A 12,620-nucleotide genomic window follows, 5' to 3' on the forward strand; every position below is an offset into this window, starting at 1 on the left:
AACCAGGTGACTGTGATAAACTAAAATGGAAATTTTAAGCAAATGGGGAGCGGTAGAGATGATATATGGAGCAATTGAAGCTGGTGGAACAAAATTTGTTTGTGCAGTCAGTGATGAAAATTTAACAATCTTAGAACGTGTGAGCATTCCAACAACCACACCAGAAGAAACAATGAAAGAAGTTTTCGCATTTTTTGATCAACATCAACCAAACGCAATTGGTATTGGATCATTTGGACCGATTGATGTGAATCCGCTATCAGAAACATACGGATTTATTACGTCAACACCTAAAGTAGCATGGCAAGATTATCCATTCTTAAATGAAATGAAAAAACGTTACGATATCCCATTCGGTTGGACAACTGATGTGAACGCAGCGGCTTACGGTGAAATGAAAAAGGGTGCAGCAGTTGGTAAATCTAGCTGTATGTATATTACGGTTGGAACAGGTATTGGTGCTGGTATTGTCGTCGATGGCAAAGTAATTCATGGTTACGGTCATCCTGAAGCGGGGCATTTACTTGTAAGAAGACACGTTGAAGATACCTATGAAGGAACTTGTCCTTTCCATAAAGATTGTTTAGAAGGCTTAGCAGCGGGTCCAGCTATTGGCAATCGTTTTGAGACACCTGCCCAAAACTTACCAACAGATCATAAAGCATGGGAAATTGAAGCTCACTACTTAGCGCAAGCTTTAGTAAGTTATACGTTAACAGTTTCGCCAGAAAAAATAATTTTTGGTGGTGGCGTTATGAAACAAAAACAATTATTCCCATTAATTTATAAGGAATTCGAAAAATTAATGAATGGTTACGTGGCGACACCTAATTTAGAAGATTATATTGTTCCTTGTCAATTGGAAGATAATGCGGGTATTACAGGTTGTTTACTGCTTGCGGAAGATGCTCTAAATAACAAGTAATATAATAATCAAAATTGAGATTGACGAAAATGTTAATCTCTTTTTTTAGTTACTTGGAATTAAACACCTTTTTCATCACGCTTATAATCTATGGTTGAAGTCTACTGTAAACAAAGGTACAATGGGCGATAAAGACTAAATGTAATTGAGGAAATAAGAATGATTGATAAGATTAAAAAGCGTCAAAAGAAATTAAAAATGAAATTTAAAATTAGTAATGTCCAGTTTATTGTGCTGATGTTTTTGCTGATTATTTTGGCAGGATCCGTGCTGTTGTGGTTACCTATAACGCACCAAGAAGGTCAAACGTTAGCTTATATTGATGCTTTGTTTGTAGCAACGTCAGCAGTCTGTGTGACAGGATTAACACCGATTAATATCTCAGAAGTTTTAAATCCACTAGGTCATACGATTATGATGCTTTTGATTGAGCTCGGTGGACTTGGTTTTATGTCAGTGGTTTTAATCATCGCGATGATGTTTAAACGACGCCTCTCCTTCCAATCTAGGTTGATAATGAAGGACATGTTAAACTTAGACAGCCATGGTGGTGTGGTTAAGCTATTATCTTTTGTGGTTCAATTTTCATTAACAATACAAGGAATAGGCGCTGTTCTTCTAAGCACCCAGTTCATACCAGAGTATGGGTTAAAGAAAGGTATTTTCTATAGTGTCTTTCATTCAGTTTCAGCTTTTTGTAATGCTGGTTTTGATTTGTTTGGTGATAGCTTAATTGGTTATCGTTCGAATAGTTTTGTTTTAATTGTTATCGCGTGCCTGATTTTAGCAGGTGGCTTTGGTTTTATTGTTTGGTACGATTTAATTCATTATAAAAAAGAACACAAACTATCACTCCATACGAAGATTGCTTTATCGGTTTCATTATTTTTAGTGGTCTTTGGTACGGTTATTTTCTTTGTGACAGATGTGGATGGTAAATCTGGTTGGTTTAATCAATTTGCGAATAGTTTCTTCTTAAGTGTTACACCAAGAACAGCAGGTTTTGCCTCATTAGATTATGGAAGTATGAGTTATGCTGGTTTGCTCTTGACGATTGTTTTAATGTTTATTGGTGGAACTTCTGGATCAACTGCAGGTGGGGTTAAAACAACAACGATTGGTGTTTTAAGTGTTCAACTAATTAGCCTTCTTAAAGGACGCGAAAGTGCGGAAGGCTTTGGTCGTTCTATTCCATTAAAAATTGTTTTGAAATCGTTCATGTTTGTTTTCTTTTCAAGTGTGATTTGCTTTGTGAGTGCTTTGATACTTGCGATGACAGAAACAATTCCTTACCAATCAGGTATTGAGTATGTTTTGTTTGAAGTAGTATCTGCTTTTGCGACAGTAGGATTAACGATGGGGCTGACACCTAATTTAACTGTTTTTGGGAAGTTTCTGATCATGGCCTTAATGTTTATTGGTCGAGTGGGACTTTATACGGTAATTTTCTCCCTACTAAGAAAAGAAATGAAATCTCAAGGGCACAATTTTAGTTACCCTCAAGAAAATGTATTAATTGGATAGAACAAGTTAGAGGATGACCTTAATAAGTCATTCTTTTTTTATTTCTTTCAATTTTCTATTAAAAAATCTGTTCACTTGTATTATAATGAGCATAGAAAAAAGTAAGGGAGTCAGATAAATATGTTAGATGAAAAAAAACTGAAAATTATGCAAGAAAAACCAGGATTTATTGCGGCCTTGGATGAGAGTATTCGTCGGACACCAAGTGCGTTAAGATCATATGGGATTCCTGATGAAACGTATCATACAAATCAAGAGATGCTTGATTTAATTCATGATATGAGATATAGAATCATGGCTAGTTCTGATTTTGATTCAGAACATATTATTGCGACAATTTTATATAAAGATACGCTGAAAAGAACTATTCAAAGAGTGAATACTTGTGAGTATTTATTAGAGAAAAAAGGGATTATTCCCTTCTTAAAAATTGACCAAGGACAAGAACCTGTCATGAATGGTGTTCAACTTATGAAAGAAATCACTGATTTTGATGAGTTGATGGATTTAGCAAAAGCAAATAAAATTTTTGGAACTAAATCTCATTCAATCATTTTGAGTGCTAATAAAATGGGAATTAAAGAAGCTGTAGATCAACAGTTTGATTTGGCTAGAAAAGTTCTTGATAACGGCTTGTTACCAATTATCGAACCAGAAGTTGATATTCATAGTCCGGAAAAAGAACAATCAGAAGCTATTTTAAAAGAAGAGCTTTTAGGGCATTTAAACCAAATGAACCCAGACCAAAAAGTGATTTTAGAACTTAGTTTACCAAGCATTCCTGATTTTTATGAGGAATTATTAAGTCATCCAAATGTTGTAAGAGTTGTTGCTTCATCAGGGGGCTACAAAAAAGCGGAAGCGGACAAAAAATTAAGCCAAAATCATGGTATGATTGCAAGTTTTTCGAGAGCACTAGAAGAAGGTTTAGCGTACCAAGAAACAGATATGGAATTTGATTTTGCTTTAAGAGAAAGTATTCAATCAATCTTTGATGCGTCGATTCAATAGAAAATAGAAAAATCATTTATTAGCTTTTATTCTGTTAAAACAGGTAACAAGCTAGTAGATGATTTTTTGATTATTTCTTTAGAATAAAAATGTCAACTTTAAATAAAGGTTAATAGAATAGATATCTAATTACTAGATGAAAAGAATCTAGAGTGATTAGGTATTCTTATTTGGAATATCTAACTCAAGCAATTTTTTTTATTTAATCAAAAATAATTGGTATGATATGGCAGAATGGAGTGGTAACTGTGAATCAAACCTTAGTCATCATTGCTCATCCAGACGTTCAAAATTCTGGCGTGCAGCAATTTTTAATGGAAAGCTCTCAAAATCTAGGTGGAGTGACAAATTATATATTAACGGAAGAAGCCATTGACATAAAAAAAGAACAAGCAAGATTTAAAGAGTATAAGCGGATTATTTTTCAATTTCCAATGTATTGGTATAGTAGTCCTTTTATTCTTAAAAAATGGCTGGATGAAGTGTTTCAAGACACTAAAACAACAGCCCTATTAAGAGGGAAAGAATTAGGCTTAGTCGTTAGTATGGGTGTTTCTGAAACTTCTTTTGAGGCAGGTAAATCAGAAGGTTTTACGTTGTCAGAAATTTTTAGACCCTTTGAAGCTTTCGCTAAAAAAAATCAAATGACCTACTTACCTATTTTTTCGGTTTCTTTATTTTCATATTTGACTGAATATAAGAAAAAAGAGCTATTGATAAATTATCAACAGTATTTAACTAAAGTGAATAATGACAGCTTTAAAGAAAAAGAAGCTTGGTTTGTTAAACAGTTAGAAAAGATGACTGAAACGTCAAATGAAGATCTTTCAGGCATTCTGAATGTGTTAGAAGATAACCGTGATGAATTAGATGATTTAATGACTTTAGTTCACGAAATGAGGGAAGAATAGTGCATGAAGAAAGTTGGGTATTAGCGCAAATAAAAACAATATCTGAATCTGCCACAACCTACGTGGAAAAAGCTTATTACCAAGAACTAGAGAAAATAATCATTGAACAGTATAAAAGAATTGAACAAGCAAAGGGTGAGTTGGATGGAAATCTTTGGAGTCCTAAAAAATGGTGAAAGCTCTTTATTTTGTGAGATTTTATAGTATACTAGAAAAAAGACTTGAAAATAATGGGTGATGATATGAAGAAAACTTGGATTTTATTAGTAATTCCTTTTTTATTCTTAGTTAGTTGCGGAAAAAAAGAAGAAGTTAAAACAACAGCCACAAGTAATGAACCAAAAGGAATGGTTATTAAAGATGATGCAAAAAAACGAAGTGACATCATCAATAATATTTTAGTAGGTAAATCGAAATTTAGTTTCAATAATGCGCCTTATGATACGATGTCTGATGGAAAATTTACCCAAAATGAGTTATGGGGAACCTTCCAGTCTAAAGATGATCCAACAACTCTTGTTCAGATTAACGCCTCAGATAACGAGCAAAAGATTTATGGTGATATTTCAGGGTATGAATTAGAAGGTATTAAGTGGGATAAACAAGAAGAAGTTCAATATTCTGGTTTCATGGAAGAGGCCATTCAATTTTCTAAAGATAAAAAAACGATGATGTATAAAGCACGTACAGGCGACGTGATTTTTTCAATTACACTCTTTGGTGAAAAAGAATTAACGGATAAAAATATTCTTTCTTTAAAGACTTTAGCTAAAGGCATTAAAGTAGAATTTGTAGAAGGTCAAGTAACTTCTAATCAATAATCAATGACAAATGAGAGCAAATGAGCTAGAATAGTTCTTTGTTCTCATTTTTATTTGAGAACACGAGTAATTGTTTTCTTTTTGACGCTTTTTGTTACTCGTTTGTTATGCACATGTAATATTTGTATAATATCATGAGAAGGTAAGTTCTTATCATGAGCATGCTATGTAGGAAAGGAAAAATTTATTATGACAATAGAAGTTAGAGGGATGTCTAAAACCGCAGATAATCTTCTAGTACTTAATGACATTGATTTAGTTTTTCAAGAGAAAAAAATCTATGGTTTATTAGGACAAAATGATTCAGGAAAAACAACGTTAATGCGTTTAATTGCCCGTTTAAGATTTCCAACAGAAGGGTACATTGAAATTGATGAGATGGATATAGAAGATAATCCAGCTGTACTTAAAAATATTTATTTTCAAACACATGATGATATTTATCCAAGACGAGCTAAATTAAAACATATTGTAAAATGGATGGGACAATTTTATCCAAACTTTCAAACAGAAGAGTGTCTAAATTTGTTAGAAAAGTATCATTTAAACGAAAATGCTATTTTTAGAAGAATGCCTTTGAAGGATAAGACATTATTTAGAACATGTTTAGCTTTAAGTAATGATGTGGATTACTTATTACTTGATGAACCGGCATTTACTTTAGACGCGTATCATCGACATGCATTATACCAAGATTTATTGAAAAGTTATGATCGTTATCCAAAAACAATCATTTTATCAACTCATGCCATTGATGAGATTGAAGAAATTATTGATCGTGTGGTTATCTTAGAAGATGGTCAAGTTTTAATTGATGATGAAGTTAAAAATATTGTCAGTAAAGCTTACTCAGTTAAAGGTGATGAGCGTGATGTGAGAGAATTCTTGCAACAAAAAACAATCTTAGGTCAAGAATATCGTCAAGGTGTGATTAAAGCCTATGTTCAACTCGAAGAAAATGAATTAGAGCATAGTGATCAATTAGAATTAAAACCATTAAACTTACAAGAGTTATTTATTCAGTTAACTAAAGATGTTTATGGTAAGAAGGAGGGAGAATAATTATGAATAAAACAGCACTTATTCGAACTCAGTTATTCCAACAATTAAAAGTATTAAGTTTGTTTATGGTCTTCTATGCTATATTTTTAGGGGCTGCTACAGCGATTCATCAGTTAACAACGAAAAATTTTGCTTTTGATGGCATTAGTTATTTCTTTACCGTGTATTTAGTGATTGGGATTTGGATTAGCTTTTCATCTAATATTACATTTTATAGCTATCATTCCTTCTCAAGAGAGACTATTTTAAGTCGGATGATGATTGTCCAGTTGATTGTTAGTTTAGTCTCAGCAGCTTTAATTGAGCTACACAACTTATTGGTTTTAAAAGTACCATTCTTCTCATTTATTAAACCAGATGACAATATCAAGAATGTTTATATTGATGCTTTGTCTAATCAAATTATTGTTCGAGCGTTTCTGACGATTTTATTTACAGCTTTGGTTATGTTTTGTGTGTTACAATTAGCGAACTTAGCTGTGATTACAACGTATTCAATGAAACAAAAGAAAATATTCATCATTTTAGCGGTGATTACAGTGATTGTGATAGGTATTATCTTTAGCCTACCTTATTGGTCAAAAGGAATGTTTAGTGTGTTAATTACAGTCTTTGGCTTCATTACAGGAGTCAATCAAAGCTTAGTACCAAACATTGTGATTCCATTCGTCTTACTGCTTCTAGTAACACTTATCGCAGCCTACCTAAGTCGTCGTTTCATTAAAAAATTAGAAGTTCATAAAAACCTATTCATCTAAAAAATTAAATTAGTGATAGCTACTTGAATTAAAAGGTAGCTATCTTTTTTTATTTCCATCAGCTATGCTATAATAGACAAAAATTATATTTTTCAAGAACAAGGGAGGAAAAGAGATGCATTCATTAGTTAACTTTAGAGATATTGGAAATGTAGAAACAATGGCAGGAACAAAGGTGAAGCCAGGTTTCTTCTTAAGAAGTGGTGAAGTTGTAGGCGTCGAGGAAAGCACTGTTAGTCGCCTATTGAATGATTATAAATTACGTACAATTGTGGACTTGAGAGGTCAAAAGGAAACAAGTGAACGTCCTGATGATAATATCCAAGGTGTTGATTATGTAAACATTGATATTTTAAAAGATGTAAAAGGTCAAGGAGCAAGCTTCGAGGAGCTTTTAGCAGGTTCTGCGTCTGCTCATCAAGGAATGTTAGATTTATATGGACAAATGATTTTGACAGATGGTGCTCAAAAAGGCTATCAACAATTTTTAGAGATGATTATTGAAAAACCTGATAAATCGGTTCTTTTCCACTGTTTTGCTGGAAAAGACAGAACTGGTTTAGCAGCCGCTTTAATTTTAGGAAGTTTAGGTGTTTCAACAGATTTAATCTATAAAGATTATTTGTTAACAAACGATTTAAGAAAAGATGCGAATCAAAAAATTGTGGATCAATTGAAAAAACAAGGGTTAACGGATCAACAATTACAAGAAGTGTTAGTGATGATGAACGTTGATAGTCGTTACTTAGAACATTCCTTTGATATTATGGAAAAAGAATTTGGCGGGTTTGAAGGCTATATTACAAACGGTTTACACATGCCGAAAAGCTTCTTTAAAGATATGAAATCAGCTTATACAGCTTAATAAAAAAGAGGTTGTGACAGAAGTGTTTAGCTTCAAGAAATAAGAAGGAAATCACGAAAATTGCTTTTCAAATTGTTGTGATTTTCGGCTTATTTCTTAAAGAAGCTACTTCTGTGACACCGTTTAGTTTGTAAAAAAGAGACTGTGACGTATTATGTCACAGTCCCTTTTTATTTTTTTCTAATGATAATAATCTACGTTTAATGGCAATTCCTTCGGGGCTATTGCCAGAATAACCAACCAATTTGCCGTTTTTTCCAATAACTCGGTGGCAAGGAATAATAATAGGAATGGGATTATTTCGATTGGCTTGTCCTACTGCTCGTTGGGCCTTTGGAGAATCAGCTAGAATCGCAATTTCTTGATAGTTTCTAATTTCGCCGTAAGGAATGGTTTGAAGAGCATGCCAAACTTTACGCTGAAAAGTCGTTCCAATTGTTAAATGTAGTGGTACGGTGAAAGTCAATAATTCTCCATTAAAATAGGCAGTAAGCTCTTTTTTTGCTTGTTCTAAATGTTGTTTTTGTAGAAAACTAAGTTCAGGTTGATCTATTGCTTCTTCAACAAAGTCAATTCGGGTGATACCTATATCATCAGCAGTTAGCCAAATTTTAAGTGCACCAAATTCTAAATACATCATACCCACTCCTTTTATATCTCTTATCATATCCGTTTTTTACAAGGTATGGTAATATTATAAGGTAAAGTAGCATGAAAGGTAAATGGCTATATGAATGAAATAATCAATATATTACATACAAATGACCTACATTCTCACTTTGAGAATTGGCCTAAAATTAGACGTTATCTTAATCAAGCACATAGTCACTATCAAGAAAAAAATGAAGAGACTATTTTAGTTGATTTAGGTGATTTCATGGATCGGTTTCATCCGTTGACAGACGTGACAGATGGCATTGCGAATACTGGACTTATGAATCAAGTGCCTTATGATTATGCAACGATTGGCAATAACGAAGGAATTACCAATAGTAAACAACATTTAAATAATTTGTATAATGAGGCTCATTTTGATGTTATCCTAGCTAATCTTTTGGATAACGATACAAAAGATTTTCCTAAATGGGCGAAGCCTTATGATATAAAAATAACGAAAGAAAAAACAAGAATCGCTGTAATTGGATTAACCTGTCCGATTAATTTAACGTATGAACCTTTTGGCTGGACTGCTTTGGATCCTTTAGAAACATTAAGTAGATGGTTACCGGAAATGAAAGCACAAGCTGATATCATTATTGTTTTATCACATTTAGGATTACCAGATGATAAAAAAATTGCTGAAAAATTTTCTGAAATTGATGTCATTATCGAATCTCATACCCATCATTTATTTGAAACAGGGTTAATGCACTGCAATGTCTTATTAGCAGCTGCAGGAAAATTTGGACAACATATTGGTGAAGTTGAGCTGACTATTGTAGAACATCAATTGATTGCTAAAAACGCTAAAACAGTTAAAGTTGAAAACTTACCAACTGATATAAAAGATCAAGAAGAAATTGTTCGATATCAGCAGTTAGGTAGTCAATTATTAAAGAAACAATTAGTTGGCTCTTTACCAGAAAAATTGGAGAAAAAAACTTCTCTTATGGCATTTACCCTTGAGGCAATGAAAGAGTACTCAGGATTAGAGGTTGCCTTATTAAATACTGGGACTATTTTAACTGATTTGGAAAAAGGCAATGTGACTAAAAAAGAACTCCACGATTGTTATCCTCATCCTATGAATTTAATCAAAGTACAATTAAAAGGTCGTGATGTCAAGCGACTCGTTTATGAGATTGAACGATTGAGAGATTATTTACAAAACTATCAAGTGGTAGGAATGAAATTTAGAGGAAAATATTTTGGCGAAATATGTTATGATAGTCTTAGCTTTTGCCAAGAAAAAAGAGAAGTTAAATGGTGTGATAAAGAAATAAATGATGACACTATGTACGAATTTGTGACAGTTGATCATTTGTCGTTCTTACCTTTCTTTCCAACCATGGAAATTGCAGGTGACATTCAAATAATTAGTCCGGACTTTTTAAGAAAAGTTGTCGGTAAACATATAACCAATAAATTTAGTTAAAACTAGAGGTGTAAAAATAATGACTGAAGAAGTAAAGAATGAATTAGAAGTAAATGAAGAAGTAGAAGAAGTTGTTGAAGAGGTGGATGAAGCCCTACAAGAGATGTTGGCAAATTTTACCCCAGATAGTTTTGCGTTAGGTCAAGGAACTTACGCATTAGTTAAAAATTACCGTGATGGCTTTGATTATGAAGCAATTATCAAACGTTATAATGATGTTTTGGAAAAATATGATTATATCGTAGGTGATTGGGGTTATGATCAATTGCGTTTAAAAGGCTTCTTTTTAGATGATTTTAAAGGGGCTCCAATGGACGCTAAAATAAGTACCTTAGAAGATTACTTATATGAGTACTGTAATTTTGGCTGCGCTTATTTTGTTATTCAGCAAACTGGAGAATTTAAACGTCGTGGACGTAATGTCAGCAATCAAAAACGAAATAATAACAACAATAACAACAAGCCAAAACCTAAGGCTCACACAGAAGAAAAGAAATTCAATCAAAATAAGAATAAAAGAAAACCAAAATTTAAAGGAAACAATAAACCAAATCAAGAGAATAAGAAAAAAGCAGAATCAAGTCAAACTTCAAAAAATAATAATCATCAATTTACAATTAGAAAAAAAGAATCACAAGCTAAAAGTGAGGGAAACTAGATGAAAGAGTATCAAGGTTATTTGATTGATCTAGACGGGACAATTTATTTAGGTGAAGAACCTATTCTAGCAGGTAAGAGATTTGTTGAAAAATTACAAGCGAGAGAAATTCCGTTTCTATTTGTGACGAACAATACAACAAAAACCCCAGAAGCAGTGAAAGAAAAACTGTCTAAGCAATTTGATATTCATGTAACAAGCCAGACAATTTATACAGCAACTCTTGCGACTGCAGATTATATGATAGAAAAAAACTTAGGTAAAAAAGTCTATGTCATCGGTGAATCGGGACTAAAATCAGGCATTGAAGCAGCTGGTTTTGAATTGACAGACCAAGAACCTGATTATGTGGTCGTTGGTTTAGACACACAAGTAACTTATCAAAAAATTGCCACAGCCACATTAGCTATTCAAAAAGGGGCACATTTTATCGGAACGAATCCTGATAAGAATATCCCGACAGATCGCGGTTTACTCCCTGGAGCAGGCAGCTTAATTGGAATGCTTGAGATTGCGACAAAACAACGTGCAGTAATCATCGGAAAACCAGAAGCAATCATTATGAACAAAGCTTTGGAAAGATTAAATTTAATAAAAGAAGAAGTGATTATGGTAGGAGATAATTACGAAACTGATATTAGGGCTGGCATTGATAACGGCATTGACAGTTTACTGGTTTTAACAGGTTTCACACCAAAAAATGCAGTGAAAGATTTAAGTATCCAACCAACCTTTGTCATTGATTCTTTAGATGAATGGACATTTTAGTGCATGGAAAAAATTAAAAAATATGGAAGTATCTTAATGTTGGTTTTATTTTTATTAACTTTAGCTATAACACTAACGATTAATGCGAGATGGCTCTATGTGATGGATATCAACCGGCTAGATATTTTAGATTATTTAGATGTGTCAAAAAAACAACTACTTGTTAATTATGATCAATTAATGCATTATTTAAATGTCATTTGGATGAATCCTCTAAAGATGACTGATTTTCCAGTATCTGAGAGTGGAGCGCTTCATTTTTATGAGGTGAAACGTCTTTTTCAAATTAATTATGCTGTTTTGCTTCTAACGGTTATTCCTAGTGTTTTGTATGTGAAAAATCAATATAAAAGTGGCAGGTTATGGGAAATTGTTAGACCTTTTACGTACCTATTAACAGGTCTTGTCATGCTTGTTTTCTTTATGGCTGTTGGATTTGATACTTTTTTTGTGAAATTTCATGAAGTCTTTTTTAACAATGATGCCTGGGTCTTTAATCCAATAACGGATCCCATAATTATGGCATTGCCCCAAGAGTATTTTATGCACTGTTTTATGTTGTTCTTCATCCTATTTATCGCTTTTATAACGAGCTTTATTTTTGTCGGGAGAAGACAATTAAAGACGTTAATTAAATCAAAAAAATAAGAAATCTGGCTCTTTCCAAGAAATGAAAGAGCACAGATTTCTTTTTTTATTTTGGTATTGAGTGAGCGATACGACTAGCCGCTGCTGCCGCAATAGCTCCCACTAAATCATCTAAGAAAGTATGGACTTGTCCGCCTTCATGAGAATTTAACTTCGCTAAAATACCAGGCTTCACTTTATCGATGTAACCGTAGTTAGTAAAACCGATTGAACCATAGACATTAACAATCGATAAGGCCATGATTTCATCAATTCCGTATAAACTTTCATCCGTTGAGATGATTTCTTGTAATGGTTCTAATAATTGATTTTTTTCAGCAAGGATATCTAATTGAATCCCAGTAACAATAGCATTTTGAACTTCTCTTTTTTCAAGAACAGCTTCCACGTTTTCTTTACAAATCGCTAACGTTAAATTTTCAACATAATCTTTTTGTAAGAAGTAAACTAATTCTCCCATATCATCAAGTGTTACACCGCGCTCTAATAACAAGCTATTGGCACTTTCTTTTAATGTTTCTTTTTTTACTATCATTGATTCACCTTCTTATGTGTGTCATGTTAATAATTATAC

The 12,620-nt window shown here is 32.9% G+C and carries 15 protein-coding genes; 13 read left to right on the plus strand and 2 right to left on the minus strand.

Annotated elements, in window-relative coordinates:
- Positions 1-58: 58 nt before the first annotated feature.
- From G7082_RS10945 to G7082_RS10985, 9 genes are all read left to right on the plus strand, one after another.
- On the plus strand, positions 59-925 hold the full coding sequence (locus G7082_RS10945; RefSeq protein WP_166035115.1) for an ROK family protein: 867 nt from the start codon (positions 59-61) through the stop codon (positions 923-925).
- Positions 926-1,084: 159 nt separating this feature from the next.
- The gene (locus G7082_RS10950) at positions 1,085-2,449 is read left to right on the plus strand and encodes a TrkH family potassium uptake protein (protein ID WP_166035116.1); all 1,365 of its coding nucleotides are present in this window, start codon (positions 1,085-1,087) and stop codon (positions 2,447-2,449) included.
- A gap of 120 nt (positions 2,450-2,569) precedes the next feature.
- Entirely contained in the window at positions 2,570-3,460 is an 891-nt protein-coding gene (locus G7082_RS10955; protein WP_166035117.1) for a class I fructose-bisphosphate aldolase, read from the plus strand.
- 248 nt (positions 3,461-3,708) lie between these two features.
- Positions 3,709-4,371, plus strand: a complete 663-nt coding sequence (locus G7082_RS10960; protein ID WP_166035118.1) for an NAD(P)H-dependent oxidoreductase — start codon at positions 3,709-3,711, stop codon at positions 4,369-4,371.
- Positions 4,371-4,547, plus strand: a complete 177-nt coding sequence (locus tag G7082_RS10965; RefSeq protein ID WP_166035119.1) for a hypothetical protein — start codon at positions 4,371-4,373, stop codon at positions 4,545-4,547. The genes G7082_RS10960 and G7082_RS10965 overlap by 1 nt, the downstream gene beginning before the upstream one ends.
- 66 nt (positions 4,548-4,613) lie before the next feature.
- Positions 4,614-5,192, plus strand: coding sequence for a hypothetical protein (locus G7082_RS10970; RefSeq protein ID WP_166035120.1), 579 nt, complete (start codon positions 4,614-4,616; stop codon positions 5,190-5,192).
- Positions 5,193-5,381: 189 nt separating this feature from the next.
- The gene (locus G7082_RS10975) at positions 5,382-6,254 is read left to right on the plus strand and encodes an ATP-binding cassette domain-containing protein (RefSeq protein WP_166035121.1); all 873 of its coding nucleotides are present in this window, start codon (positions 5,382-5,384) and stop codon (positions 6,252-6,254) included.
- 2 nt (positions 6,255-6,256) lie between these two features.
- Positions 6,257-7,012: a hypothetical protein gene (locus tag G7082_RS10980; RefSeq protein ID WP_166035122.1), complete on the plus strand. Its 756-nt coding sequence runs from the start codon at positions 6,257-6,259 to the stop codon at positions 7,010-7,012.
- Between the two features lie 115 nt (positions 7,013-7,127).
- Positions 7,128-7,877 carry a tyrosine-protein phosphatase gene (locus tag G7082_RS10985; RefSeq protein WP_166035123.1) on the plus strand — a complete coding sequence of 250 codons (750 nt, stop codon included), beginning with the start codon at positions 7,128-7,130 and terminating at the stop codon, positions 7,875-7,877.
- 157 nt (positions 7,878-8,034) lie between these two features.
- Here G7082_RS10985 and G7082_RS10990 read toward each other — a convergent pair whose 3' ends face one another.
- Positions 8,035-8,514, minus strand: coding sequence for a methylated-DNA--[protein]-cysteine S-methyltransferase (locus tag G7082_RS10990; RefSeq protein WP_166036076.1), 480 nt, complete (start codon positions 8,512-8,514; stop codon positions 8,035-8,037).
- A 93-nt stretch (positions 8,515-8,607) separates the two neighbouring features.
- On the opposite strand from G7082_RS10990, the gene G7082_RS10995 reads away from it, so the two are divergent.
- The 4 genes from G7082_RS10995 to G7082_RS11010 are packed head-to-tail and all read left to right on the plus strand — an operon-like array spanning position 8,608 to position 12,046.
- Complete coding sequence (locus G7082_RS10995; protein ID WP_166035124.1) at positions 8,608-9,972, plus strand: bifunctional metallophosphatase/5'-nucleotidase; 1,365 nt, start codon at positions 8,608-8,610, stop codon at positions 9,970-9,972.
- 19 nt (positions 9,973-9,991) lie between these two features.
- Positions 9,992-10,630, plus strand: a complete 639-nt coding sequence (locus tag G7082_RS11000) for a YutD family protein (protein WP_166035125.1) — start codon at positions 9,992-9,994, stop codon at positions 10,628-10,630.
- Positions 10,631-11,398: a TIGR01457 family HAD-type hydrolase gene (locus G7082_RS11005; RefSeq protein WP_166035126.1), complete on the plus strand. Its 768-nt coding sequence runs from the start codon at positions 10,631-10,633 to the stop codon at positions 11,396-11,398.
- Between the two features lie 3 nt (positions 11,399-11,401).
- A complete protein-coding gene (locus G7082_RS11010; RefSeq protein WP_166035127.1) occupies positions 11,402-12,046 on the plus strand; it encodes a TIGR01906 family membrane protein in 645 nt (214 codons plus the stop codon).
- A gap of 46 nt (positions 12,047-12,092) precedes the next feature.
- On the opposite strand, the gene G7082_RS11015 is transcribed toward G7082_RS11010, so the two are convergent.
- Entirely contained in the window at positions 12,093-12,581 is a 489-nt protein-coding gene (locus tag G7082_RS11015) for a phosphatidylglycerophosphatase A family protein (protein ID WP_166035128.1), read from the minus strand.
- Between the last annotated feature and the right edge of the window lie 39 nt (positions 12,582-12,620).

The organism is Vagococcus hydrophili (assembly GCF_011304195.1).
Lineage (GTDB): Bacteria > Bacillota > Bacilli > Lactobacillales > Vagococcaceae > Vagococcus > Vagococcus hydrophili.

Bases quoted from the DNA above. Each gene is read 5' to 3' on its own strand.
- G7082_RS10945 (WP_166035115.1), top strand. From the start codon at position 59: ATGATATATGGAGCAATTGAAGCTGGTGGAACAAAATTTGTTTGTGCA.
- G7082_RS10950 (WP_166035116.1), top strand. From the start codon at position 1,085: ATGATTGATAAGATTAAAAAGCGTCAAAAGAAATTAAAAATGAAATTT.
- G7082_RS10955 (WP_166035117.1), top strand. From the start codon at position 2,570: ATGTTAGATGAAAAAAAACTGAAAATTATGCAAGAAAAACCAGGATTT.
- G7082_RS10970 (WP_166035120.1), top strand. From the start codon at position 4,614: ATGAAGAAAACTTGGATTTTATTAGTAATTCCTTTTTTATTCTTAGTT.
- G7082_RS10975 (WP_166035121.1), top strand. From the start codon at position 5,382: ATGACAATAGAAGTTAGAGGGATGTCTAAAACCGCAGATAATCTTCTA.
- G7082_RS10980 (WP_166035122.1), top strand. From the start codon at position 6,257: ATGAATAAAACAGCACTTATTCGAACTCAGTTATTCCAACAATTAAAA.
- G7082_RS10985 (WP_166035123.1), top strand. From the start codon at position 7,128: ATGCATTCATTAGTTAACTTTAGAGATATTGGAAATGTAGAAACAATG.
- G7082_RS10990 (WP_166036076.1), bottom strand. From the start codon at position 8,514: ATGTATTTAGAATTTGGTGCACTTAAAATTTGGCTAACTGCTGATGAT.
- G7082_RS10995 (WP_166035124.1), top strand. From the start codon at position 8,608: ATGAATGAAATAATCAATATATTACATACAAATGACCTACATTCTCAC.
- G7082_RS11000 (WP_166035125.1), top strand. From the start codon at position 9,992: ATGACTGAAGAAGTAAAGAATGAATTAGAAGTAAATGAAGAAGTAGAA.
- G7082_RS11005 (WP_166035126.1), top strand. From the start codon at position 10,631: ATGAAAGAGTATCAAGGTTATTTGATTGATCTAGACGGGACAATTTAT.
- G7082_RS11010 (WP_166035127.1), top strand. From the start codon at position 11,402: ATGGAAAAAATTAAAAAATATGGAAGTATCTTAATGTTGGTTTTATTT.
- G7082_RS11015 (WP_166035128.1), bottom strand. From the start codon at position 12,581: ATGATAGTAAAAAAAGAAACATTAAAAGAAAGTGCCAATAGCTTGTTA.